General features: G+C 62.3%; 22 protein-coding genes. 7 read left to right on the top strand and 15 right to left on the bottom strand.

Going from position 1 to position 23,444, the window contains the following annotated elements:
• Positions 1–45: 45 nt before the first annotated feature.
• Entirely contained in the window at positions 46–588 is a 543-nt protein-coding gene (locus HX807_RS29815; protein WP_003209127.1) for a helix-turn-helix domain-containing protein, read from the bottom strand.
• A gap of 104 nt (positions 589–692) precedes the next feature.
• Here HX807_RS29815 and HX807_RS29810 point away from each other — a divergent pair, with 104 nt between their 5' ends.
• From HX807_RS29810 to HX807_RS29790, 5 genes are all read left to right on the top strand, one after another.
• A complete protein-coding gene (locus HX807_RS29810) occupies positions 693–1,475 on the top strand; it encodes an aldolase (protein ID WP_177051957.1) in 783 nt (260 codons plus the stop codon).
• Between the two features lie 27 nt (positions 1,476–1,502).
• Entirely contained in the window at positions 1,503–2,390 is an 888-nt protein-coding gene (locus HX807_RS29805) for a dihydrodipicolinate synthase family protein (protein WP_177010031.1), read from the top strand.
• Positions 2,391–2,596: 206 nt separating this feature from the next.
• Positions 2,597–3,136 carry an RNA polymerase sigma factor gene (locus tag HX807_RS29800; protein ID WP_087692632.1) on the top strand — a complete coding sequence of 180 codons (540 nt, stop codon included), beginning with the start codon at positions 2,597–2,599 and terminating at the stop codon, positions 3,134–3,136.
• Entirely contained in the window at positions 3,133–4,101 is a 969-nt protein-coding gene (locus tag HX807_RS29795) for a FecR domain-containing protein (protein ID WP_134325866.1), read from the top strand. Before HX807_RS29800 ends, HX807_RS29795 begins: the two co-directional genes overlap by 4 nt.
• 128 nt (positions 4,102–4,229) lie before the next feature.
• Complete coding sequence (locus tag HX807_RS29790; protein WP_134325865.1) at positions 4,230–6,788, top strand: TonB-dependent receptor; 2,559 nt, start codon at positions 4,230–4,232, stop codon at positions 6,786–6,788.
• Positions 6,789–6,893: 105 nt separating this feature from the next.
• Here HX807_RS29790 and HX807_RS29785 read toward each other — a convergent pair whose 3' ends face one another.
• Positions 6,894–7,211, bottom strand: a complete 318-nt coding sequence (locus HX807_RS29785) for a ribbon-helix-helix domain-containing protein (RefSeq protein WP_003209138.1) — start codon at positions 7,209–7,211, stop codon at positions 6,894–6,896.
• Positions 7,212–7,227: 16 nt separating this feature from the next.
• Entirely contained in the window at positions 7,228–7,809 is a 582-nt protein-coding gene (locus tag HX807_RS29780) for a DJ-1/PfpI family protein (protein ID WP_008430897.1), read from the bottom strand.
• Between the two features lie 324 nt (positions 7,810–8,133).
• Here HX807_RS29780 and HX807_RS29775 point away from each other — a divergent pair, with 324 nt between their 5' ends.
• The gene (locus HX807_RS29775) at positions 8,134–9,033 is read left to right on the top strand and encodes a DMT family transporter (protein ID WP_003209142.1); all 900 of its coding nucleotides are present in this window, start codon (positions 8,134–8,136) and stop codon (positions 9,031–9,033) included.
• 109 nt (positions 9,034–9,142) lie between these two features.
• Here HX807_RS29775 and HX807_RS29770 read toward each other — a convergent pair whose 3' ends face one another.
• From HX807_RS29770 to HX807_RS29755, 4 genes are read right to left on the bottom strand one after another with little or no spacing between them, the layout of a single operon-like run.
• Positions 9,143–10,360, bottom strand: coding sequence for an SAM-dependent methyltransferase (locus tag HX807_RS29770; RefSeq protein ID WP_008430895.1), 1,218 nt, complete (start codon positions 10,358–10,360; stop codon positions 9,143–9,145).
• A 41-nt stretch (positions 10,361–10,401) separates the two neighbouring features.
• Positions 10,402–11,019, bottom strand: a complete 618-nt coding sequence (locus HX807_RS29765; protein ID WP_003209147.1) for a TPM domain-containing protein — start codon at positions 11,017–11,019, stop codon at positions 10,402–10,404.
• Between the two features lie 28 nt (positions 11,020–11,047).
• The gene (locus tag HX807_RS29760; protein WP_003209148.1) at positions 11,048–11,776 is read right to left on the bottom strand and encodes a YgcG family protein; all 729 of its coding nucleotides are present in this window, start codon (positions 11,774–11,776) and stop codon (positions 11,048–11,050) included.
• Positions 11,776–12,384 (bottom strand): LemA family protein, encoded by a 609-nt coding sequence (locus HX807_RS29755; protein ID WP_003209150.1) that lies wholly within the window; start codon positions 12,382–12,384, stop codon positions 11,776–11,778. Before HX807_RS29755 ends, HX807_RS29760 begins: the two co-directional genes overlap by 1 nt.
• 214 nt (positions 12,385–12,598) lie before the next feature.
• On the opposite strand from HX807_RS29755, the gene bglX reads away from it, so the two are divergent.
• Positions 12,599–14,890 (top strand): beta-glucosidase BglX, encoded by a 2,292-nt coding sequence (gene bglX, locus HX807_RS29750; protein WP_008430891.1) that lies wholly within the window; start codon positions 12,599–12,601, stop codon positions 14,888–14,890.
• Between the two features lie 158 nt (positions 14,891–15,048).
• Here the strand turns inward: bglX and HX807_RS29745 are convergent, their stop codons facing one another.
• From HX807_RS29745 to HX807_RS29710, 8 genes are all read right to left on the bottom strand, one after another.
• Positions 15,049–16,206, bottom strand: coding sequence for a phosphatidylserine/phosphatidylglycerophosphate/cardiolipin synthase family protein (locus HX807_RS29745; RefSeq protein ID WP_008430889.1), 1,158 nt, complete (start codon positions 16,204–16,206; stop codon positions 15,049–15,051).
• Between the two features lies 1 nt (position 16,207).
• Positions 16,208–16,789, bottom strand: a complete 582-nt coding sequence (locus HX807_RS29740; RefSeq protein ID WP_008430888.1) for a YceI family protein — start codon at positions 16,787–16,789, stop codon at positions 16,208–16,210.
• A 160-nt stretch (positions 16,790–16,949) separates the two neighbouring features.
• Positions 16,950–17,720, bottom strand: a complete 771-nt coding sequence (locus HX807_RS29735; RefSeq protein ID WP_003209157.1) for a helix-turn-helix domain-containing protein — start codon at positions 17,718–17,720, stop codon at positions 16,950–16,952.
• A gap of 64 nt (positions 17,721–17,784) precedes the next feature.
• Positions 17,785–19,227, bottom strand: a complete 1,443-nt coding sequence (locus tag HX807_RS29730) for an amidase (RefSeq protein ID WP_177051955.1) — start codon at positions 19,225–19,227, stop codon at positions 17,785–17,787.
• Positions 19,224–20,534 carry a citrate-proton symporter gene (locus tag HX807_RS29725; protein ID WP_087692639.1) on the bottom strand — a complete coding sequence of 437 codons (1,311 nt, stop codon included), beginning with the start codon at positions 20,532–20,534 and terminating at the stop codon, positions 19,224–19,226. The genes HX807_RS29730 and HX807_RS29725 overlap by 4 nt, the downstream gene beginning before the upstream one ends.
• A 56-nt stretch (positions 20,535–20,590) precedes the next feature.
• Positions 20,591–21,766 carry a M20 aminoacylase family protein gene (locus HX807_RS29720; RefSeq protein WP_087692640.1) on the bottom strand — a complete coding sequence of 392 codons (1,176 nt, stop codon included), beginning with the start codon at positions 21,764–21,766 and terminating at the stop codon, positions 20,591–20,593.
• A 129-nt stretch (positions 21,767–21,895) separates the two neighbouring features.
• Positions 21,896–22,210: an amidase gene (locus HX807_RS29715; protein ID WP_177051953.1), complete on the bottom strand. Its 315-nt coding sequence runs from the start codon at positions 22,208–22,210 to the stop codon at positions 21,896–21,898.
• Positions 22,207–23,286: a serine hydrolase gene (locus tag HX807_RS29710; protein WP_177027885.1), complete on the bottom strand. Its 1,080-nt coding sequence runs from the start codon at positions 23,284–23,286 to the stop codon at positions 22,207–22,209. Before HX807_RS29710 ends, HX807_RS29715 begins: the two co-directional genes overlap by 4 nt.
• Between the last annotated feature and the right edge of the window lie 158 nt (positions 23,287–23,444).

The raw sequence follows: 23,444 nt of genomic DNA, 5'->3' as shown, positions 1-23,444 counted from the left end.
ATATAAGCCATCACCCAAATAACGGATATGCCCCCACCCCCACCATCACCCCTCAGCACTATGCACCACCACCAAAAGCTGCGCCTGAACCTCCCCCACCGACCGAATCCGATGCGGCTTCTGCGCATTGAAATGCAACGCATCCCCCCGATTCAACACCACCCGCTCACTCATGAAATCCACCTCAACCTGACCTTCATGCACAAACAAAAACTCCTCCCCCAAATGTTCCTTGAAGGTCTTGTCGGTGAACTCCGCCGGCGGGTAAATGATGAACGGCAACAAACTACGCTCACTGACCTGATGCGCCAACACCGCGTAACCCGGTGACGCATCGGTGCCCGACAACGCCTGCCGTTCGTGGCTGCGCACCAGGCTGTAGCTGTCGAGGCTGACATTGTCCTCGCTGAACAATTCCTCGACCTTCACATTCAACGCCTTGGCCAGTTTCAGCGCCGCCGCAATCGACGGCGTATTCAACCCCCGCTCGACTTTCGACAGGTAACTCTTGGTCATCCCGGATTTTTCCGCGAGCGACTCCAACGTCACACCAAGTTTTTTTCTCAATATTTTCAAACGGATAGACATGCGCAGCGGTTAATCCATTAAAGAGGCGATGATGAATGCTTGCTAATGACACTTTGTGTCATATAGTCTCTTTAGTGTCATTTGCGACGAACAAGGACACTGATATGGCCAAGACATTAGCACTCCCGAAAGACCAGCTGGTCAAGCAGGCGCTGACCCAGATGCAAAACACCCTGGCGGATAATACGTGGACCGACCGGCAAAAGCTGGCGCTGACCTGCCGGATCCTGTTCGAAAACGGCCACGACTCCGGCCTCGCCGGGCAGATCACCGCACGCGGCCCGACGCCTGGCACCTACTACACCCAACAACTGGGCCTGGGTTTTGATGAGATCACCGCCAGCAACCTGTTGCTGGTCAACGAAGACCTGGAGGTGCTGGAAGGCCATGGCATGCCCAATCCGGCCAACCGTTTTCACAGCTGGGTGTACCGCGGTCGCCCGGACGTGAACTGCATCATCCACACTCACCCGACCCACATCGCTGCGTTGTCGATGCTGGAAGTGCCGTTGCAGGTGTCCCACATGGACCTCTGCCCGTTGTACGAAGATTGCGCATTCCTCGAAGCCTGGCCCGGGGTGCCGGTGGGCAACGAAGAAGGTGAAATCATCACCGCTGCCCTGGGGGATAAACGCGCGATTCTGCTTTCCCACCACGGCCAATTGTCCACTGGGGCGAGCATCGAGGAAGCCTGTGTGATCGCGCAGTTGATCGAGCGCGCGGCCAAGTTGCAGCTGCTGGCGATGGCCGCCGGCACGATCAAGCAGATCCTGCCGGAACTGGGCCGCGAAGCCCATGACTGGATTTCCAAGCCCAAGCGCCACGGCGCCGCGTTCAACTACTACGCTCGGCAGAACCTGCGCCAACACGCCGATTGCCTGAACTGAAACCCTTTTTCGACCGGAGACCTTTCCATGTCCAGCCCTTCTATTCACGGCATTATCGGCTACACCATTACCCCGTTCAGCACGGACGGACAGCGCCTTGACCTCGACGCCCTGGGCCTTTCGATCGACCGCCTGATCGACAGCGGCGTGCACGCTGTCGCACCGTTGGGCAGCACCGGCGAAGGCGCCTATCTCAGTGATGCAGAGTGGGATGAAGTCGCCGCCTACAGCATCCAGAAGGTGGGCAAGCGTGTGCCGACCGTCGTCAGCGTCTCCGACCTGACCACCGCCAAGGCCGTGCGTCGTGCGCAGTTTGCCGAGGCCCACGGCGCGGACGTGGTGATGGTATTGCCGGCCTCGTACTGGAAACTCAGCGAGGCGGAAATCCTCGCCCACTATGCGGCCATTGGCGACAGCATCGGCGTGCCGATCATGCTCTACAACAACCCGGCCACCAGTGGCACCGACATGTCGGTGGACTTGATCCTGCGCATCGTCAACAGCGTCGACAACGTGACCATGGTCAAGGAAAGCACCGGGGATATTCAGCGCATGCACCAATTACACCGGCGCAGCGAGGGCCGGGTGCCGTTCTACAACGGCTGCAATCCGCTGGCGCTGGAGGCGTTTGCGGCGGGTGCGAAAGGTTGGTGCACGGCGGCGCCGAATCTGATTCCTCAGCTCAACCTGGATTTGTATGAAGCCGTTTTGGCCAATGACCTGGAGAAAGCGCGGGAGCTGTTTTATCGCCAGTTGCCGTTGCTGGATTTCATCCTCAAAGGTGGCTTGCCGGCGACGATCAAGGCCGGTTTGCGGCTGACGGGCCTGGAGTCGGGGGATCCACGGCTGCCGGTGTTCCCGCTGGCTGAGGCAGGCCGTGTTCAGTTGCAGGAACTACTGACCCTGTTGCGCTGAAACGCAATCCAAATGTGGGAGCGGGCTTGCTCGCGAAGGCAGTGGGTCAGTCAATTAATAGGTCGACTGACTCACCGCATTCGCGAGCAAGCCCGCTCCCACATTTAGTCCGCATCCAACCTTGGATTTTCAATAGAGACAAATGACAATAATTCTCGATATCATTCACGACTTTTCCACGTCGTGCTTCGTCAAGAAGGATATCCATGTCTCGTCCCAAGCCCGACCCACTGTCGGCCGATGCCTTTCGCGGGTTTTATGCAGATATCCTGCATTTCCTGCGTAAACGCACGGACAACGCCAGCGACGCGGCAGACATGACCCAGGATGTCTTCACCCAATGGCTGGACTACCGCGACCGGGCCCAGGTCGAGCAGCCACGGGCGTTTCTGTTCCAGATGGCGCGCAATCTGCTGCGCGATCACTGGCGCAAACAGAAGGTGCGGCACACCGTCCACCAGCAACAGGCCGAACTGGATGCCGAACCTGTCAGCGACTCGCGAGACGATCCCATGGCCGCCGCGCAACGCCTGCAACGCCTGGAACAGTTGAAAGAAGTCCTCTCTGAACTCTCGCCGAGAAGACGAGAAGCCCTTATGCTGCACCGCTTCGAAGGCCTGAGCCAGGCGCAGATCGCCGAGCGCATGGGCGTTTCGGTCAGCATGGTGGAAAAGCACATCGCTTTTGCCTTGCTGCATTGCAAGCAGCGACTTCAACAAGAACAGGGCAAGGAGCAGCCAGAATGACCCGCCTGAGCGACATCGACACCTGTGACATCGAGGCCAGCGACTCCATCGATGCCCAGGCCGCCAGCTGGTTTGCGCGCAACCGCAATGACGCCGGTCGCGCCGACCGCAAAGCGTTTGCCGCCTGGCAGTCCGAGCCGGCCCATGCCCGCGCCTATGCGGAATTCGAACAGCTGTGGGCCGACCTGGCGCAGTTGCAGCAACTGAACAAACCGACACCGCTGCCCGCGCGCAAGACACCCGCCTGGCGCCCGGCCCTGGCGGTGGCTGCCGCCCTGGTGTGTGCCGTGCTGACAAGCAACATCGGCGCCCCACGCGAGCTGTTCCACGCTCAGGTCGCGGCCCATGCCAAAGGAATGCGCACCATGCATTTGCCTGACGGCAGCACCTTGTACGTCAACGCCAATACGCGCCTGCGGGTGGACTTCAACAGTCACCAGCGCATCGTGCATCTGGATCAGGGCCAGTTGTATATCGAGGTGGCGCCCGACAAGGAGCGTCCGCTGTTCGTGCAGGCCGGTGAAGCCAATGTGCGGGTGGTCGGCACCGGCTTCGATGTGCGGCGCAGCAAGCAGCAGTTGGTGGTCAGCGTGGCCCATGGGCAAGTGGCGTTCGATCCGGATGCCAGGCTGCCGGCCACCCTGCTCGGCGCCGATCAGCGCGCTACGTTCAGTTATGCCAAAGGCACGCTGCAGCAGCAAACCCTCACTGCCGGCGAGGTCGCCGATTGGCGCGGCGGCCACGTGTCGTTTCGTAATCGCGAGCTGGCCAGCCTGATGGACGAGTTGAGCCTGTACCGGCCCCAGGCGCCGTTGCTGGTGGACAGCGCGGTGGCGCAACTGAAGGTCTCGGGCAATCTGGACGTGAATGATCCGGACGCCCTGCTCAACGCCCTGCCGGCGCTATTGCCGGTGAAAACCGTGGCCCTGGCCGACGGCAATATCAGGATCGAACCGCGCAAATAGCCCCGCGGAATTCTTATTTGAGAATATTTTGCATTCGCATGTGAGGATTATTTTTCCTGCCGCGTCTTCCTCGGGTCTGCGTTTGATACGCACACCTTTCTGGCCATTTGGCTACTCCGGGGGATTTCATGTTTCGCGCGCCTTGCCACGTTCAGCACCTGTTTCTTCGACCCACCGCCATTGCCGCCTGCCTGGCCTTCAGCCTGAGTGCCCAGGCCGAGTCGTTCAAGCTGCAACTGCCGGCCCAGTCCCTGGCCACGTCCCTGAGCCAGGTGGCGCAGCAGGCGAAAATCCAGCTGCTGTTCGATGAAGCGCTGCTGAAAAATATCCAGGCGCCGGCCCTCAATGGCGACTTCACACCGGAAGTGGCGATTCGCACCCTGCTCAAGGACGGCGAGTTCGTATTGCTCAAGGTCGGCAGCACTTACGTGGTACGCCCCGAAGAGGGCAAGACCACCAACAGCAGCGCGATCCAGCTCGACGCCCTGAGCGTGATCGGCACCGGCAGCGAGGTCGACTCCACCACCGTCGGCCGTTCCACCCTGACCCAGGCGGACATCGACCGATACCAGTCCAACAACATTCCCAGCCTGCTGCAAACCTTGCCCGGCATCAGCCAGGGCGGCTCGCTGAAGCCCGGTGGCCAGACCATCAACATCCGTGGTTTCGGCGACGCCGAAGACGTGCCGCTGACCGTCGATGGCGCCACCAAAAGCGGTTTTGAGCGCTACCAGCAGGGCACTGTGTTTATCGAGCCCGAGCTGATCAAGAGCATCGAAGTGGAGAAAGGCCCCAACTCGCCCTTCAGCGGCAATGGCGGCTTTGGCGGTACGGTCAACATGACCACCAAGGATGCCCCGGACCTGCTCAAGGACGGGCGCAACAGCGGTGCCATGCTCAAATACGGCTACTCCAGCAACGACCATGAGCAGGTCTACAGCAGTGCCGTTTACGGGCGTACCGATGACGGCCGCTTCGATGCGCTGGCCTACCTGACCCAGCGCGACGGCGGCGACATGAAGCTGGCCGCCACCCTGCCCAACGACAACAACCAGTACCCGATCAACCCCAAGCGCCTGCCCAACAGCGCCCAGAATGTGGACGGCAAACTGTTCAAGTTCAATGCTCACTTCACCGATGAGCAAAGCCTGGGTCTGTCGTATTCGCGCTCCAACAGCCAGCGCTGGACGCCCTTCTCTGCCGCCAGCTACCCGACGCCGCCGACCCAGGCCAACATCGACCGCTATGGCTACGAAGCCGCGCTGAAACGCTTCCTGGCCAACCGCAATACCGTCGACACCACCTGGTCCGGCAAGTACGAATACCAGCCGATGAATAACCCGCTGGTGGACTTGACCATCAAGTACTCCGAATCCAATACCGACCAGACCGACGAGCGCGACGCCACGGCGTTTTTCCAGTTGGCCACCGGCGGGCGCAAGATGGACACCTCCTATAACGACAAGAACCTCGACGTACGCAACGTCAGCCTGTTTTCCACCGGTGCGTTGCAGCACGCGGTGACCACCGGTGTGCAAATCCGCAAGCACACCCGGGAAACCGAAATGTGGATGCCCGGCGCCACCTACAACACCCCGAAATACAACTATGGGCACTTCCAGCCGGGCTTCATGCCCCATGGCAAGGTCGACACCAACAGCTTCTTTATCCAGGACGCGGTGACGCTGGGCGATGTGACCATTACCCCGTCGATGCGCTATGACCATGTGCGCAACCGCGGCGAGGCCAACGACGCGCCGTACTACAGCAACCCGGACCCGGCCATCGGCCATGACTACAGCGACCGCACTTACACCGGCTGGTCGCCACGCCTGGCGGCGTACTGGACCATCACCCCGAACGTGGCGATGTTCGCCAACTGGAGCCGCACCTGGCGTGCGCCAGTGATCGACGAGCAGTATGAAGTCCAGGGCCTGGGCAGCCGCACCGCCACCAGCCTGGACCTGGATCCGGAGCGCATCACCTCCATCACCCTGGGCAACGTCACCAGCTTCGCCGACGTGTTCGCCCACGGCGACAACCTGCAACTGCGTACCACGCTGTTCCACAACAAGGTCGAGGACGAAATCTTCAAGGCCACAGGCGTGGGCTGCCAGAACCAGGCGGTCAACGGCGGGACGATTTCCAGCGCCTGCCCGCCGGGCGCGATGTCCAACTACCGCAACATCGGCGGCATGACCATCAAGGGTTTCGAGGCCGAGAGTTTCTATGACTCCACCTACGTGTTCGGCTCGGTATCGTTCGCCTACACCACCGGCAAACATGAAGGCGCCTACACCAACCCGTGGGGGCCGGACGTCTGGGCGCGGGACATTCCGCCAACCAAATGGGTGGTGGTGCTCGGCACCAAGATCCCGAGCCTGGATATGCGGGTAGGCTGGCAAGGGCAGTTCATCGGCGCCACCAGCCGCCTGCCGAGCGACAAGTATTCCGGCGGCCCGGGCACCAGCATCGGCGACCTGTTCTACGACCAGTACGGCAACAAGCGCTACAACACGCAAGGCCTGTTCGCCAGCTGGAAGCCGCAACAGGCTTACCTCAAGGGTACCGAGGTGAACTTCACCGTGGACAACCTGTTCAACAACAACTTCCGACCGGCCCTGAGCGGCGACCGCGCCTACACCAAGGGCCGGGATGCGAAGATCAGTGTGACGCGGTTCTTCTGACCCCTACTAATCAATGTGGGAGCGGGCTTGCTCGCGAAAGCGCTGGATCAGTCGGTACATGAGTTACCTGACACACCGCCTTCGCGAGCAAGCCCGCTCCCACATTCAGATCTTCTGCGCGCCATTTCTTGTATTAACCAGGCTGAGCTCTGGGGCGTGAACCCGCTGCTTGCTCAAATACCGCGTGCAACTCACCCGCAAGAACGAAGCAAAATTCACCACTTCGCCGCGGTAATCCATCACTTCTTCATACAGCTTGGCGATCAGTTGATTGGTGGTCATCCCATCCACCTCGGCGATCTCGCTGAGGATGTCCCAGAACTGGTTTTCCAGGCGCACGGTGGTCACCACGCCGCAGATGCGCAGGGAGCGCGAGCGGGATTCGTACAGAATCGGGTCGGCCTTGACGTACAGTTCGCACATGGCGATGACCTCCGCTTTACAGGGTGATTTTGGTGCCCAGCAGGCCGAGGAAACCCGCGAGCCAGCTTGGGTGCGCCGGCCACGCCGGGGCTGTTACCAGATTGCCTTGAACGTGGCTGTCGGTCACCGGGATATCGATGAACGTACCGCCCGCCAGTCGTACCTCCGGCCCGCACGCCGGGTAGGCGCTGCACTCGCGGCCTTCCAGGATCCCGGCAGCCGCCAGCAGTTGAGCGCCATGGCACACGGCAGCGATGGGTTTGCCAGCCTGATCGAAATCCTTGACCAGTTGCAGGACTTTTTCGTTCAGCCGCAGGTACTCGGGGGCACGGCCACCCGGCACCAGCAGCGCGTCGTAGTCGGCGGCGTTCACCTTGGCAAAATCCGCATTCAGGGCGAACAGGTGCCCGGGCTTTTCGCTGTAGGTCTGGTCGCCTTCGAAGTCGTGGATCGCCGTGCGCACGGTCTGGCCGGCAGCCTTGTCCGGGCACACGGCGTGCACGGTATGCCCCACCATCAACAGCGCCTGGAACGGCACCATCACTTCATAGTCTTCGACGTAATCGCCGACCAGCATCAGGATTTTTTTCGCGGCCATGGGACATTCCTCCGGTTGAACGGTTGGGCAGACAGGAGTAGCCAAGATAGACCCGCAGGCTTGATCCGGGTAATGGCCCGCTACTACATCAGCACCCCGGCTTGTGTAGGAGCCGGGCTTGCGCGCGATGCAGACACCTCGGCCTGACAGGTAAACTGCGTTGATCCCATCGCAGCCTCGCCAAGGCTCGACAGCTCCCACATGAACCGGGTCGCCCGTTCAAAACTGTACGGATAAATCCGCACCCAGCTGTAGGCCCGCGTTTTCCGGGCTTTGTGGCTAGATGAACGTCCACTTCCGGCCCATTCGATTCTGGTTCCTTCCATGAGCTCCCGCGAAAATACCGGCATGGCCCTCGGCCTGCTGGGCGTCGTCATCTTCAGCCTCACCCTGCCCTTCACCCGTATCGTGGTGCAGGAAATCCACCCGCTGCTCAACGGCCTGGGCCGGGCGTTGTTTGCGGCGGTGCCGGCGGCGGCTTTGTTGCTGTGGCGTCGCGAGCGCTGGCCCACCTGGCGCCAGGTGCGCGGCCTGACGCTGGTGATTGCCGGGGTGATCCTGGGTTTCCCGGTATTGTCGGCCTGGGCCATGCAAACCTTGCCCGCGTCCCATGGCGCGCTGGTCAACGGGTTGCAGCCGCTGTGCGTGGCGCTATATGCGGCGTGGCTGTCCCATGAACGTCCGTCGAAGGCCTTCTGGGCCTGCGCGGCGCTGGGCAGTGCGCTGGTGCTGAGTTATGCGTTGATCACCGGGGCCGGCAGCATCCAGGCGGGCGACCTGTTGATGCTCGGCGCGATTGCCGTGGGTGGCCTGGGTTATGCCGAAGGCGGCCGGTTGGCCAAGGAGATGGGCGGCTGGCAGGTAATCTGCTGGGCGCTGGTGCTGTCGACGCCGGTATTGATCGGGCCGGTGGCCTACCTGGCGCTGCAACACGAAGGGCCGATCTCCATGCGCACCTGGTGGGCGTTTGGTTATGTCTCGTTGTTTTCGCAGTTCCTGGGGTTCTTTGCGTGGTACGCCGGGCTCGCCATGGGTGGCATCGCCCGGGTCAGCCAGATTCAGCTGTTGCAGATCTTTTTCACGATCGCGTTTTCGGCGCTGTTTTTTGGTGAACACATCGAGCCGATTACCTGGCTGTTTGCCTGCGGGGTGATTGTGACGGTGATGTTGGGGCGCAAGACCAGCGTGAAGCCTGCGCCAGCTCCCAAGGCTAGCGCGATCTAATGTGGGAGCGGGCTTGCTCGCGAATGCGGTGGATCAGTTGATACATCAGGTGACTGACACACCGCTTTCGCGAGCAAGCCCGCTCCCACATTTTTGATTTGCGTCGTACTCAGGCGAGGTAACCGTCCGCCCGCAGCAGGGTTTCCAGGCAATGTTCGGTGATGTTGTAGAACGCCTTGAGCTCCTGGATTTTCTCCAGGAGTTGAGCGTTGTCCACCGGCTCGGCACGCTTCACGGCCAGGATCATCTTGTTCTTGTTGGTGTGCTCCAACGAGATGAACTCAAACACTTTCGTCTCATAGCCGCACGCTTCAAGGAACAACGCGCGCAAACTGTCGGTGACCATTTCCGCCTGCTGGCCCAGGTGCAGGCCGTATTGCAGCATCGGCTTGAGCAGCGCCGGGCTCTGGATCTGCAGGCGAATCTGCTTGTGGCAGCACGGCGAGCACATGATGATCGACGCACCGGAGCGGATGCCGGTGTGAATCGCGTAGTCGGTGGCGATGTCGCAGGCATGCAGGGCGATCATCACGTCCAGCTCGCTGGGCGCGACGCTGCGCACATCCCCGCACTTGAACACCAGCCCCGGGTGGTCCAGGCGGGCGGCGGCGTTGTTGCACAGGGTCACCATGTCTTCGCGCAGTTCCACGCCGGTGACTTCGCCGTCGGCGTTGAGGGTGTTGCGCAGGTAGTCGTGGATGGCAAACGTCAGGTAGCCCTTGCCCGAGCCAAAGTCCGCGACCCGCACCGGCTGGTCCAGCTTCAGCGGCGAGGTGGTCAGCGCATGGCTGAACACTTCGATGAACTTGTTGATCTGCTTCCACTTGCGCGACATCGCCGGGATCAGCTCGTGTTTGGCGTTGGTCACACCAAGGTCGGCGAGGAAGGGCCGGGTCAGGTCCAGGAAGCGATTCTTCTCGCGGTTGTGCTCGGCAGACGGCGCTTCGCGCAGTTGCTGCGGCTTGCTTTTGAACAGTGAGCTTTTGTTTTTCTTGCTGTATTCCAGCTGGGCTTCGTCGGTCACCGACAGCAGGTGCGCATTCTTGAACGCCGCCGGCACCAACTCGGCAATTGCCGCCACGCCGTCGGCCAGGGAGAAGTTCTTGGTGATGTCGCGGGTCTTGTAGCGATAGACGAAGGACAGGCAAGGCTGATCCTTGACCGTCAGCTGCTTGATGATCAGCTTCTGAAGATCAGGCTCGGTGCCGACGTACTTGGCCAGCACCAGCTTGATAAAGGCGTTTTGCTCAAGGCTCGCGCTCAGCAGTTCGAGGAACTGCGCGTGATGATCCGGCGCGGGGCTGGCAGGTTTAGCGGTGGCAGACATGAACAAAAACGCCTCGGGCAGGGAATGCCGGGAATTTTACACTACTCCAACACCACCAACCGATTCGGCAGCTCATTGCGTGCGTGGGTCACCGGTACGTGCTCCCTGAGCAATTCCCCGCAAGCCTCAATACACGCCACAAACCCGGCCAACGTCTGGCCTTGCTTCACCTGGCGGGTGAAGTCCTTGACGATCGCATCCCAACTGCTGTCATCCAGGCGACTGGAAATCCCCTTGTCCACCAGGATTTCCACATACCGCTCGGCCTCACTGACAAAAATCAGCACCCCGGTGCTGCCCAGCGTGTGGTGCAGGTGCTGCTCGAGAAACTGCCGCCGTGCCAGGTTGGACGCGCGCCAATGGCGCACCGAGCGCGGGATCAGTCGCGTGGTGACCCTGGGCAAACGGAACACCAGGCACAGCACGACGAACGTGCCCCACTGCGCCAGCAGCAAGGTGTACATGGTCAACCAGCCCGACAGGTAGTGAATGATCCCCGGCACCACCAGCGCCAGCAGGCTGGCCCACAGCAGCGGGATGTAGGCGTAGTCGTCGGCGCGGGCCGCGAGCACGGTCACCAGTTCGGCGTCGGTCTGTTGCTCGACCCGGGCGATCGCCTCGGCGACCTGGCGTTGCTCGTGTTGACTCAGTAATGCCATGGTTGTTGATGCTCTCTCGTTATTGTCATTACCAGCCGCCCGAGGCGCCACCGCCGCCAAAACCACCGCCGCCGCCCCTGAAGCCACCACCGCCACCGCCTCCCCCGCCGCCACGACCGCTGCTGCTGAGAATCGCCAGCAGGATAGCGCCAACGGGCAGGCCCATGCGATTGCACAGCCACAACACTGCCAGCAACAGGATGAACAGGCCAATGGAAATGCCCGGGTTTTGCTTGGCGAAGTTGGCCTCGGACACATGCGCCGGTACGGCCAGCGGATCGCCGCCCACCACCTGCAGCATCGCCGCCACGCCGTCGCTGATGCCCTTGCTGTAGTTGCCCGCCTTGAACGCCGGGGCGATCACCTGGTTGATGATCACCCAGGACTGCGCATCCGTGAGCACGCCTTCCAGGCCATAACCCACTTCGATGCGAATCTTGTGCTCATCCCGGGCGACGATCAGCAGGGCGCCGTTGTCCTTGCCCTTCTGGCCGATGCCCCACGCGCGGCCTAGTTGATAACCGAAGTCTTCAATGGGCACGCCTTGCAGGTCGGGCACGGTGACCACCACGATCTGGTCGCCGCTGGTCTGCTCCAGCGCCTGCAACTGCTGGGTCAGCTGCGCACGCACGGCCGGGTCGATCATCTGGGCGTTGTCCACCACCCGTCCGGTCAGGGCCGGGAAATTCAGGGCGGCCTGGGCGGTCAGGCTGAAGGCCAGCAGCACCGCCGCCATCAGCCAAGCGCGCTTGCCCATCAGAATTTCACTTGCGGCGCTTTATCGGCATCGGCACTCGTGGCCTCGAAGTTGGCGCGGACCGGCAAGTCGCTGTACATCACGCTGTGCCACAGGCGGCCAGGGAAGGTGCGGATCTCGGTGTTGTAGGCCTGCACTGCCTGGATAAAGTCGCGGCGGGCCACGGCGATGCGATTTTCGGTGCCTTCAAGTTGGGATTGCAGGGCCAGGAAGTTCTGGTTGGCCTTCAGGTCCGGGTAGCGCTCGGACACCACCATCAAACGGCTGAGGGCACCGCTCAAACCGTCCTGGGCTTGCTGGAACTGCTTGAGTTTCTCGGGATTGTCGAGGGTGCTGGCGTCCACCTGGATCGAGGTGGCCTTGGCCCGCGCTTCGATCACGGCCGTCAGGGTGTCCTGTTCATGGGCGGCGTAGCCCTTGACCACTTCCACCAGGTTGGGGATCAGGTCGGCGCGCCGCTGGTACTGGTTCTGCACCTGGGCCCAGGCCGCCTTGGCCTGTTCGTCCAGGGTCGGGATCTTGTTGATGCCGCAACCGCTCAGCACGGTGCTCACCAGTATCAATGCCACGGCCTTCCAGCCCCAACGGTAACCTTGTGCTGCTTGCATGGTGTTTCTCCTGCCAAACCTATGAAGTTTACCGACTGACGCGTTAGCCACGGGCTTAGGGCATAATCCGCCACCACCCACTGGATTGCATCGTGCCAATCAGCTAAAAGATGCCCAGCGCCAATAAGAGTTCAGAAGTGTGCGGTATTTATCTGAACAACACCCGAACAACAATAGACGCTCTCCGGTCCCAAGGCTGCGAGAAAGGATTTTCATGAAGAAGCTGTGTTTGCTGGGCCTTGTTGTCAGTTTGGCCACTCATTCCGTATTAGCCGAAACAAAGCCCGCAGTGCTCAAGGACAAGGACGCCTTCGTCAGTGACCTGCTCAAGCAGATGACCCTTGATGAGAAGATCGGCCAATTGCGCCTGATCAGCATCGGCCCCGAAATGCCCCGCGAACTGATCCGCAAGGAAATCGCCGCCGGTCGCATCGGCGGCACCTTCAATTCGATAACCCGCCCGGAAAACCGTCCGATGCAGGACGCAGCCATGCGCAGCCGGTTGAAGATCCCGATGTTCTTCGCCTATGACGTGATCCACGGCCACCGCACGATATTCCCCATCAGCCTGGCCCTGGCTTCCAGCTGGGACATGGACGCCATCGGCCACTCCGGGCGCATCGCCGCCCAGGAAGCTGCCGCCGACAGCCTCGACATCACCTTCGCGCCGATGGTCGACATCTCCCGCGACCCGCGCTGGGGCCGTACCTCCGAAGGCTTTGGCGAAGACACCTACCTGACCTCGCGCATTGCCGAAGTGATGGTCAAGGCCTTCCAGGGCAGCAGCCCGGCCAAGGCCGACAGCATCATGGCCAGCGTCAAGCACTTCGCCCTGTATGGCGCGGTGGAAGGCGGTCGCGACTATAACGTGGTCGACATGAGCCCGGTCAAGATGTACCAGGACTACCTGCCGCCCTACCACGCCGCCATCAAGGCTGGCGCCGGTGGCGTGATGGTTGCGCTGAACTCGATCAACGGCGTACCCGCCACCGCCAACACCTGGCTGATGAACGACCTGCTGCGCAAGGACTGGGGCTTCAAGGGCCTGGCCGTGAGCGACCACGGTGCGATCTTCGAGCTGATCAAGCACGGCGTGGCCAAGGACGGGCGTGAAGCCGCCAAGCTGGCGATCAAGGCCGGGATCGACATGAGCATGAACGACTCGCTCTACGGTAAGGAATTGCCAGGCCTGCTGAAGTCCGGCGAGATCGAACAGAGCGACATCGACAACGCCGTGCGCGAAGTGCTCGGCGCCAAGTACGACATGGGCCTGTTCGCCGACCCGTACCTGCGCATCGGCAAGGCCGAGGATGACCCGGCCGACACCTACGCCGAAAGCCGCCTGCACCGCGCCGACGCACGTGACGTGGCACGCCGCAGCCAGGTGCTGCTGAAAAACCGGAACAACACCCTGCCGCTGAAAAAGGACGCGACCATCGCCCTGGTCGGCCCGCTGGCCAAGGCGCCGATCGACATGATGGGCAGCTGGGCCGCTGCCGGTAAACCCGCGCAATCGGTGACCCTGCTGGACGGCATGAACGCCGTGATCGGCGACAAGGGCAAGGTGATCTATGCCCGTGGCGCCAATATCACCAACGACAAGAAAGTCGTCGACTACCTCAACTTCCTGAACTTCGATGCCCCGGAAGTTGTGGATGACCCGCGCTCGTCCCAGGACATGATCGACGAAGCCGTCAAGGCCGCCAAAGGCGCCGATGTGGTCGTGGCCGCCGTGGGCGAGTCCCGTGGCATGTCCCACGAATCGTCGAGCCGCACCGACCTGAACATCCCGCAGAGCCAGCGCGACCTGATCAAGGCTTTGAAAGCCACCGGCAAACCGCTGGTGCTGGTGTTGATGAACGGCCGTCCGCTGTCGATTGTCGAGGAGAACGAACAGGCTGACGCAATCCTGGAAACCTGGTTCGCCGGCACCGAAGGCGGCAACGCTATCGCTGACGTGCTGTTCGGTGACTACAACCCGTCGGGCAAGCTGCCGATCACCTTCCCGCGTTCGGTGGGGCAGATTCCGACCTACTACAACCACCTGAGCATTGGCCGGCCGTTCACTCCGGGCAAGCCGGGCAACTACACCTCGCAGTACTTCGATGACACCACCGGGCCGCTGTTTCCGTTCGGTTACGGCTTGAGCTACACCAGTTTCAGCCTGTCGGACATGGCGCTGTCGTCCACCACCCTGAACAAGACCGGCAAGCTCGACGCCACCGTGGTGGTGAAAAACACCGGCAAGGTCGATGGCGAAACCGTGGTGCAGCTGTATATCCAGGACGTGGCCGGCTCGATGATCCGCCCAGTGAAGGAATTGAAGAACTTCCAGAAGATCATGCTCAAGGCGGGCGAAGAGCGCGCGGTGCACTTCACCATCACCGAGGAAGATTTGAAGTTCTACAACACCCAGCTGAAGTTTGCGGCTGAGCCGGGCGAGTTCAATGTGCAGATCGGGTTGGACTCGCAGGATGTGAAGCAGCAGAGCTTCGAACTGCTCTAACTGATCGTTCCCACGCTCCGCGTGGGAACGCAGCCCGGGACGCTCCGCGTCCCAAAGCTTGACGCAGAGCGTCACAAGAGGCATTCCCACGCGGAGCGTGGGAACGATCTAAAATGTGGGAGCGGGCTTGCTCCCACATTTGATTGGGGTGTTCTGGCTTATCCGCGGCGGTCCAGCAGGTTGACCACCAACCGATCAATCCACCCCCACACCCGCTGCTTCACCCGCCGCCACAACGGCCGCGACTGCCATGCCTCAAGGCTCACCGCCTGGCTCAGGGCAAAATCCCGCTCGAAACTCCCCACCACTGCCAACGTCAATTCCGGGTCCAACGCTTCCAGGTTCGCTTCCAGGTTGAAGCGCAGATTCCAGTGATCGAAGTTGCACGAGCCAATGCTCACCCAATCGTCCACCAGCACCATTTTCAAGTGCAGGAAGCACGGCTGGTATTCAAAGATCTGCACCCCGGATTTGAGCAAACGCGGGTAGTAACGGTGCCCGGCATACCGCACCGACGGGTGATCGGTACGTGGCCCGGTCAACAGCAAACGCACATCCACCCCGCGCCCCGCCGCCCGGCGCAGGGCACGCCGTACGCTCCAGGTCGGCAGGAAATACGGCGTGGCCAGCCAGATACGCTGGTGGCCGCTGTTCAGCGCACGGATCAGTGACTGCAAGATATCCCGATGCTGGCGGGCGTCGGCATAGGCCACACGCCCCAGCCCCGGTCCTGTCGCTGGCACCTTGGGCAAGCGTGGCAGGCCAAAATGCGTGGCCGGTTTCCAGGCTCTACGATCGTCGTTCGCCAGCCACTGACGGTCGAACAACGCCTGCCAATCCAGCACCAGCGGGCCACGAATCTGCACCATCACTTCGTGCCAGTCGGCGGTGTCTTCCCCGGGCGTCCAGAATTCATCCGTCACGCCGGTGCCGCCGACCACGGCGATGGTCTGGTCGATCAACAACAGCTTGCGGTGGTCCCGATAGAGGTTGCGCATCCAGCGGCGCCAGCTCAGGCGGTTGTAGAAACGCAGGTCCACCCCGGCGTCGATCAACCGCCGACGCAGGCCCAGGGTAAACGCCAGGCTGCCGTAGTCATCGAACAGGCAACGTACGCGCACGCCACGTTCGGCGGCCGCCACCAGGGCCTGAACCATCGCCTCGGCACACGCGCCCGCCTCCACCAGATACAGCTCCAGCGCCACCTGTTGCTCGGCCTGGGCGATGCCTTCCAGCATGCGCGGGAAGAAACTCGGGCCGTCGACCATCAGCTCGAAACGGTTGGCGCTGCGCCACGGGAACACTGCGCCGCTCATGTCAGCGCGCCGTGAAAATCAGTACCGCACCCACCGGCACCGACAGGCTGATCTGCGACAGCCCGGCGGCCTTGCGCAATGCGGCTACCCCCGGCAGCAAATCGAAATCCTCGGCGTGCACCACCAATGGCTCCAGGGTGACCACCTGGAAGCGTCGGTCATCCAGGCGGGTCGCCAGCAATTCGGTGCTGTAGGTCTGGGTCTTGCCGTGCAGGGTCACCGACAGCGGCAGGCGCAGCTCGTATTGCGCGCCGGGGGCCAGGTCGTTGATCGGTTGCAGGTTGATCTGCGCATTGATCACCGCGTCCGGGTAGGTCTTGATCTCGAACAGCTCATTGCGCATGCGCTCGTCGCGCAGCGGGATGCCGCTGTTGATCGACTCCAGTTCGACTTCCAGCTGCGCCGCGCCTTTGCTGTCGACCTTGCCATGCAGCACCAGGAAGCGCTGCACTTCAGCGATGTCGGTGTTCTTGGTGGTGACGAACGACAGGCGCGAGGACTCGTTGTCCAGGTACCAGTCGGCGTGGGCAGGCACGGCGGCAGCGGCCAGCAGCAGGAAGGCCATGGGTTTGAACAGGGACATAAAGACTCTTGGGGCAAAAAACCTGGGCGAACAGTAACAAAGACCTCCTGTAGGAGCGAGCTTGCTCGCGAAGGTTGCCAACGATGACGCGGGCATTCTGAATGAACGCGGTGCCTGTGAGTTCTTCGCGAGCAAGCTCGCTCCTACGGGGGAACGGTGGTCAGGCCAACGCCTGCTGCACATCGCGAATCGTCGACTCCAGGCTGGCCAGGTGCAGGCTCAGCACCCGTTCCACCGGTGCCTGATCCATCGGCCAATGCAGCGCCATGCTGCCCACCAACCGGCCATTGGCCCGGACCGGCAAGGCCACCGCGCGAATCAGGAACGGCAGGCGCACCGGATATTCCCAATAGCCTTCGGTGCGTTGGCCAAACCCCTGGTGCTGGGATTGTTCACACGCCCGGTATTGATCGTCTTCCGCCACATGCTCACGACCGGCCAGGCGCTGCACTTCATCCGCCGACAATTGCGCCAGGCACGCCTTGCCCATGGCCGAGTGAAACAGGCTGGCATGCTGGCCGACGATCTGGCAATTGTTCGGGTAGAGCTTGCGCAGCACCGTGGGGATCGCGCTTTCCATCACTTCCAGGCGCTCGCCGTCGAAGCTCGACAGGTCCACCACCAGGCCGGTGCGCTCGCTGAGGTCCAGCAGCCACGGCGCGGCGCTTTCCACCAGTTGGCGCTTGAAGCGTTGCTGGGTGTCGCCGAACAACCGTCTGGCCCGCAGGCGGTAACGCCGGTCGCTGAGCCCACGATAGATCCAGCCCTGTTCCTGCAAGGTCAGCAGCATCCGCGAGACCGTGGCCTTGGGCAGGTGAGTCAGGTAATGCAACTCTTCCAGCCCCAGCGCCTGATGCTCGCCGAGCAATTCGATGATCGCCAGTGCCCGCCCTACTGAGCGTACGGTTCCCGTCTCGGCGTCGCTGCCCATGTGTCGATCTCCTTGATGCCGATGGATGATCTGATTTCACAGCAAGATACAGGCCCGTCGCGGCTCAACCGGTCGCCGAGAGGCAAGCGGGTGGGCGCCGCTGCACCCAGCGGGTCAGTTGTTCGTGGGCGTACGCCAGTTGCAACACTGTCCTGTCCGCCTGGGCCGGGCCGATGATCTGCAGGCCCATGGGCAAGCCCCGGGGGTTGAAACCCACCGGCACGTTCATGCTCGGCAGGCCGGCCAGGGTGGGGCCGATCACCACTTCCATCCAGCGATGGTAGGTGTCCATCTCGCGCCCTGCGACGAGGCGTGGCCAGGCTTGTTGTGCATCGAAAGGGAACACTTGGGCGGTGGGCAGCAACAGGAAATCGTAACGTTCGAACAGTTTGCCGAGGGCGCGGTACCAGTCGCTGCGGTTGATCGAAGCCTGGTAAACGTCCGCCGCACTCAGTTGCAATCCGCCCTGCACTTCCCATTGCGCCTCCGGCTTGAGCAGTGCACGTTTTTGCGGGTCGGCGTACGCCGCGCCGAGGGAGCCCTGGATCAGCCAATGGCGGTGCACCAGCCAGGTCTGCCACAGGCGTTCCAGAGAAAATTCCGGTTGGCAGTGCTCGACCTCGCAACCCAGCGCAGCGAAGTCCTTGAGGGCCGATTCGCACAGGCTCATCACGCCGTCTTCCATCGGCAGGTAACCGTTGTAATCCCCGAGCCAGCCCAAGCGTGCACCCTTGAAGTCGCGCTGCAATGGCTCACCCAACACCGCTGGATCCTCCTTGAGCGACAGCGGCACCCGAGGGTCGTAGCCGGCCTGCACACTCAGCAGCCGCGCCACATCCGCCACGCTGCGACCCATCGGGCCTTCCGTGGCCAGTTGCTGGACGAACAGCTCCGGCGCCGGCCCGTGAGGCACCCGACCCTGGGACGGACGCAGGCCAAATACGTTATTGAACGCCCCCGGGTTTCGCAGCGAGCCCATCATGTCGCTGCCATCCGCTACCGGCAGCATGCGCAATGCCAGCGCCACCGCCGCGCCGCCGCTGCTGCCACCGGCCACCAGGCGCGGGTCATAGGCGTTGACGGTGGTGCCGAACACGCTGTTGTAGGTCTGCGAGCCCAGGCCAAATTCCGGCACGTTGGTCTTGCCGATGATGATCGCGCCACTGGCCCGAACCCGCGCCACGCTGATCGCATCTTCTTGAGGAACATGCTCGGCGAACAGCGGCGAACCGAGGGTGGTGCGCAGGCCCTGGGTCGCCGCCAGGTCCTTGATGGCCTGGGGCATGCCGTGCATCCAGCCACGGGATTGGCCTTGGTCCAACTCGCGATCACGCTGCGCCGCTTCGGCCAGCACGTCCTCATGGGAGCGCAGCGAGACCAGCGCATTCACCGTCGGGTTGAAGCGTTCGACCTGGGCCAGATACGCCTGCATCACTTCATGGCAGGACACCTGCCGCGCATGGATCGCCCGAGACAGTTCGATGGCATCCAGTTCAACAATACTCAAGGTTTCACCTCGCTGGAAAACGGCGCCGGTCGTTTCGCCCGTGGCGCCTCATGCATGCAGTAAGTGCCCAGCAGCGTCAGGACGCAAGCGAACAGCACATAAAATGCCGGGGCTACCGGCGTGCCCAGCACCTTGCTGAGCCAGGTGACGATCAACGGCGCAAAGCCCCCGAATACCATCACCGCCACGTTGTAAGCCACCGACACCCCGGTGGAGCGTACTTCGATGGGAAACTGCTCGGCCAGGGCCGTCGGCGCCGGGCCGAAAAAGCCGCCGATGGCAGTGCACAACATCACCTGCATCACCAGCAAACGCTCGATGGACGGTGCCGCCGCGACCCACACATACAGCGGGTACACCATCACAAAAAACGCCAGGGTGAACGCCATCAATACCGGGCGCCGACCGAACCGATCCGACAGCAGGCCGGACAGCGGAATCACCACGGTCATCAGCGCCACCGCGAACATCTGCACCATCAACACCTGGTCCAGCGGCAGGCCGAGGTTCTTGTGGGCAAAGGTCGGCATGTTCACCAGCACCACGTAGAACGACACCGTTGCACCACAGGCCAGGCCCATCGAAACCAAGATGCTGCGGCGGTGGTCGCGGATGACGTCCATCAAGCTCGGCGCCGCACCCTTGGCCTGTTTGCGTGCCTCGATAAATTCCTCGGGGTCTTCCATGTGCCGGCGGATCCACAAGCCCACCGGGCCGATCAGCAAGCCGAAGATGAACGGCAGGCGCCAGCCCCAGACTTCAAGGGTTTGCGGCTCGAAGAAGTGCGTGACCAACGCCACCATCGCCGCGCCGCCGAACACCGCCAGGCACTGTCCCACCAACTGCCAGGAACCGTACAGGCCCTTGCGATGGGCCGGCGCGCTCTCCACCAGGAACGCCGTGGCACTGGCGTATTCACCGCCGGTGGCAAAGCCCTGGAGCATGCGCGCAACCACGATCAGCATCGGCGCGCCCATGCCGATGGCAGCATAGCTGGGGGCGAAAGCGATCAGGGCGATGGAGATGGTCATCAACCGGATGATCAGTTGCATCGCAGCCTTGCGGCCTTTGCGGTCCGAATACATGCCCAGCAGAATCCCGCCCACCGGGCGCATGAAGAAGCCGACGCCAAAGGTGGCCAGGGCCATCAGCAGCGAGGCGTATTCATCCTCCGAGGGGAAAAACTGCCGGGCGATAATGCTGGCGAGAAAGCCGTAGACGATGAAGTCATACCATTCCAGCGCATTGCCGATCACCGCCGCCACCACTTGGCGGGTGCGGGATACACCTTGTTTTGAAGCCTGCATGGGAACACTCCATTCAACCAGTCGGAAAAGGGTCCAGCGGCAGAAAAAAGAGGTCGTCAGGCGGGCTTGAGCCAGCTCTCGGCCAGCGCGCCCCAGTAGGCGGCGCCGGTCAACAGGATGTCGTCGTTGAAGTCATAGGCGGGGTTGTGGACCATCGGCCGCGACACGCCGTTGCCGATAAACAGGTAGCTGCCGGGGCAGCGTTGCAGCATCCAGGCGAAGTCTTCGCTGCCCATCAACTTGGTGGTGTTGCCGTCGACGGCATCTTCACCCAGCAGGGCGACGCCGACCTGGCGGGCGAATTCGGTTTCTTCGGGATGGTTGACCAGCACAGGATAGGCCGGGCGATGTTCGATCTGCGCGGTGCAGCCGAAGCTCGCGGCCTGGGTCAGGATGATCGCCTTGACCCGCTCCAGCATCAGTTCACGCACGTTTGCATCCAGGGCACGCAGGCTCAAACGCAACAGTGCTTGCTGGGGAATCACGTTGGCCGCCTGGCCCGCTTGCAGGGCACCGACGGTCACCACGGCGGCTTCCTGGGCATTGATATTGCGCGCCACCACGGTCTGCAATGCCATGACCATACTGGCGGCGGCCACCAGCGGGTCGACCGTCAGGTGCGGCATGGAGCCATGGCCACCGACGCCTTCGAGGGTCACGGTGAGCAGGTCCTGGGAGGCCATCATCGGTCCAACGCGCAGGCCCAGATGGCCGGCGGGCAAGCCCGGCATGTTGTGCATGCCGAACAATGCGTCGCAGGGAAACCGCTCCAGCAAGCCGTCGGCGAGCATGGCTTCGGCGCCGCCCTGGCCTTCTTCGGCGGGCTGGAAAATCAGGTTCAGGGTGCCGTCGAATTGACGGGTCGCGGCCAGGTAACGCGCGGCGCCCAGCAGCATGGTGGTGTGGCCGTCATGACCGCAGGCATGCATGCAGCCGGCGTGTTGGCTGCTGTAGCTGGCGCCGGTGTTTTCGATGATCGGCAACGCGTCCATGTCGGCGCGGATACCGAGCTTGCGCGAGCTGCTGCCATTGCGCAGCACACCCACCACGCCGGTCTGGCCGATGCCGGTGTGGACTTCGTAGCCCCAGTTACGCAGCGATTGCGCCACGAGGGCGGAGGTGCGGTTTTCTTCAAAGCCCAGTTCGGGGTGGGCGTGAATGTCCTGACGCACGGCGTGCAGGTCGCTGGCGACATCGCTCAGCCAATCCAGGATGTGCTGGTGTGGGCTCATGGTGATTCTCCTCGCAGGCGGGTGTTCCCGTTCTTTTTCGTTGCACACCGCCAGATAACCGCGATGTGCGCAGGAGGACAATCAAAGGTGGTTCCACCCTGTGGAACCTCAGCCCCACCTGTGGCTGCATTAGGGCAAGAGGCGGCAGCCCTCGCGTTGGCCCAGCCATTGGGCACTGTGTGTGCGGCCCAGGCCGCTGGCGGTCACGAGGTGTTTTTCAGGGTTGTCGGTGAAGGCGCTGGTGGGCACGTATTGCTTCACATAACCCTGGCAATAATCAGCGGGATTGCCCTCCGCATATCGGCAGGAGCAGTACTCCTTGGCGGTGTAGGCCGCGATGATGTCGGGGAAGGCTTGCAGGTTGACCCGCTCGTGCCAGACCCAGCCGAGCAACACGAGTAACAGCAGGATCAACAGACTGACGAAGGGATGACGGCGGATCATGGTTGCACCGCTGCAAGGACGCGCTTGAGGAGTTCGTTGTGGCGATAGCTGCCGTCGCGGTCGTCACCGTAGCGCACGATGACCAGCTGTTTTTCGGGCATCACGTAGAGCGCCTGCCCCCAGTGGCCGAGGGCGGCGAAGGTGTCGGCGGGCGCGTCCGGCCAGGGTCTGGCGGCACCCTGCACTTCGCGGTTGAGCCACCATTGGCCGCCCGGAACGGCTTCGTCCTGGCCCGCCTTGTACTTGTCGAACGGTTGGCGATTGAACGCGACCCACTCCTTGGGCAGCAATTGTTGCTCGCCCCAACGGCCGTCGCGCTGCATCAGCAGGCCGACGCGGGCCAGGTCGCGGGCGGTGAGGTAGGCGTATGAGGACGCGACGAAGGTTTCCTCGGCATCGCTTTCCCAGGTGGCGTTGCGGATGCCCAGTGGCTGGAACAGGGTGGTCCATGGGTAGTCGACGTAGGCCTTGTGGCCGAGCATGCCCTTGAGGGTGGCGGACAGGATATTGCTGTCGCCACTGGAATAGCGGAATGCCTGGCCGGGGGCGCTGGAGGTCGCGGTGTCGGCGGCGAACTCGGCCATGTCGTGGTGGCCGCGGGTGTAGAGCATGGCGACCACCGAGGATTTCAGCGGGGCGTATTCGTAGTCTTCCTGCCAGTCGAGGCCCGAGGCCCAGTGCAGCAGGTCGGCCATGGTCACGCCGGGGTGTTGTTTCATCGGCGGGTAAAAGCGCGCGGCGGGGTCGGTGAGTTTGAAGCGGTTTTCGCCGAAGGCCACGCCGAGCACGGTGGCCATCAGGCTTTTGCTGATGGACCAGGTCAGGTGCGGGGTGCTGGCGGTGGTGGGGGCGGCGTAGCGTTCGTAGATGATCTGGCCGTCGCGGATGACCAGTAAGGCGTCGGTGCGGACGCCCTTGCGGGTGGTGTCGTCGCGGGGTGGGAAGGCGTAGTCATCCAAGGCCTTGGCTGCCGGGCCGGTCAGGGGCTGGCCTTGGGACCATTCCTTCTCCGGCCAGGTTTCGGCGTGGGCTGTCAGGGTGAACAGCAGCGCGGCGTATAGGAGGCCTTTGAACATGGATTGGGACTCGGGGGCATTCAAGCCCGCGAGCCTAGCCCAGGGGGATGACGGTTTTGTTACGGACTCTGGGGTGAGTACATATCCGTTATTTGGGTGATGGCTGATATGGGTTCCGCTCTTACAGCGGCTCACTTTTGAACAGCGCAAAAGTAAGC

It is taken from the genome of Pseudomonas sp. D8002 (assembly GCF_013385695.1).
Taxonomy (GTDB): Bacteria; Pseudomonadota; Gammaproteobacteria; order Pseudomonadales; family Pseudomonadaceae; genus Aquipseudomonas.
The sequence above is the reverse complement of the archived record's forward strand: the minus strand, read 5'-3'. Positions and strand labels throughout refer to the sequence as shown.

Bases quoted from the DNA above. Each gene is read 5' to 3' on its own strand.
- HX807_RS29800 (WP_087692632.1), top strand. From the start codon at position 2,597: ATGTCTCGTCCCAAGCCCGACCCACTGTCGGCCGATGCCTTTCGCGGG.
- HX807_RS29735 (WP_003209157.1), bottom strand. From the start codon at position 17,720: ATGGGCAGCGACGCCGAGACGGGAACCGTACGCTCAGTAGGGCGGGCA.
- HX807_RS29725 (WP_087692639.1), bottom strand. From the start codon at position 20,534: ATGCAGGCTTCAAAACAAGGTGTATCCCGCACCCGCCAAGTGGTGGCG.
- HX807_RS29770 (WP_008430895.1), bottom strand. From the start codon at position 10,360: ATGTCTGCCACCGCTAAACCTGCCAGCCCCGCGCCGGATCATCACGCG.
- HX807_RS29815 (WP_003209127.1), bottom strand. From the start codon at position 588: ATGTCTATCCGTTTGAAAATATTGAGAAAAAAACTTGGTGTGACGTTG.
- HX807_RS29795 (WP_134325866.1), top strand. From the start codon at position 3,133: ATGACCCGCCTGAGCGACATCGACACCTGTGACATCGAGGCCAGCGAC.
- HX807_RS29780 (WP_008430897.1), bottom strand. From the start codon at position 7,809: ATGGCCGCGAAAAAAATCCTGATGCTGGTCGGCGATTACGTCGAAGAC.
- HX807_RS29745 (WP_008430889.1), bottom strand. From the start codon at position 16,206: ATGAGCGGCGCAGTGTTCCCGTGGCGCAGCGCCAACCGTTTCGAGCTG.
- HX807_RS29740 (WP_008430888.1), bottom strand. From the start codon at position 16,789: ATGTCCCTGTTCAAACCCATGGCCTTCCTGCTGCTGGCCGCTGCCGCC.
- bglX (WP_008430891.1), top strand. From the start codon at position 12,599: ATGAAGAAGCTGTGTTTGCTGGGCCTTGTTGTCAGTTTGGCCACTCAT.
- HX807_RS29775 (WP_003209142.1), top strand. From the start codon at position 8,134: ATGAGCTCCCGCGAAAATACCGGCATGGCCCTCGGCCTGCTGGGCGTC.
- HX807_RS29715 (WP_177051953.1), bottom strand. From the start codon at position 22,210: ATGATCCGCCGTCATCCCTTCGTCAGTCTGTTGATCCTGCTGTTACTC.
- HX807_RS29790 (WP_134325865.1), top strand. From the start codon at position 4,230: ATGTTTCGCGCGCCTTGCCACGTTCAGCACCTGTTTCTTCGACCCACC.
- HX807_RS29720 (WP_087692640.1), bottom strand. From the start codon at position 21,766: ATGAGCCCACACCAGCACATCCTGGATTGGCTGAGCGATGTCGCCAGC.
- HX807_RS29760 (WP_003209148.1), bottom strand. From the start codon at position 11,776: ATGGGCAAGCGCGCTTGGCTGATGGCGGCGGTGCTGCTGGCCTTCAGC.
- HX807_RS29810 (WP_177051957.1), top strand. From the start codon at position 693: ATGGCCAAGACATTAGCACTCCCGAAAGACCAGCTGGTCAAGCAGGCG.
- HX807_RS29785 (WP_003209138.1), bottom strand. From the start codon at position 7,211: ATGTGCGAACTGTACGTCAAGGCCGACCCGATTCTGTACGAATCCCGC.
- HX807_RS29755 (WP_003209150.1), bottom strand. From the start codon at position 12,384: ATGCAAGCAGCACAAGGTTACCGTTGGGGCTGGAAGGCCGTGGCATTG.
- HX807_RS29805 (WP_177010031.1), top strand. From the start codon at position 1,503: ATGTCCAGCCCTTCTATTCACGGCATTATCGGCTACACCATTACCCCG.
- HX807_RS29765 (WP_003209147.1), bottom strand. From the start codon at position 11,019: ATGGCATTACTGAGTCAACACGAGCAACGCCAGGTCGCCGAGGCGATC.
- HX807_RS29710 (WP_177027885.1), bottom strand. From the start codon at position 23,286: ATGTTCAAAGGCCTCCTATACGCCGCGCTGCTGTTCACCCTGACAGCC.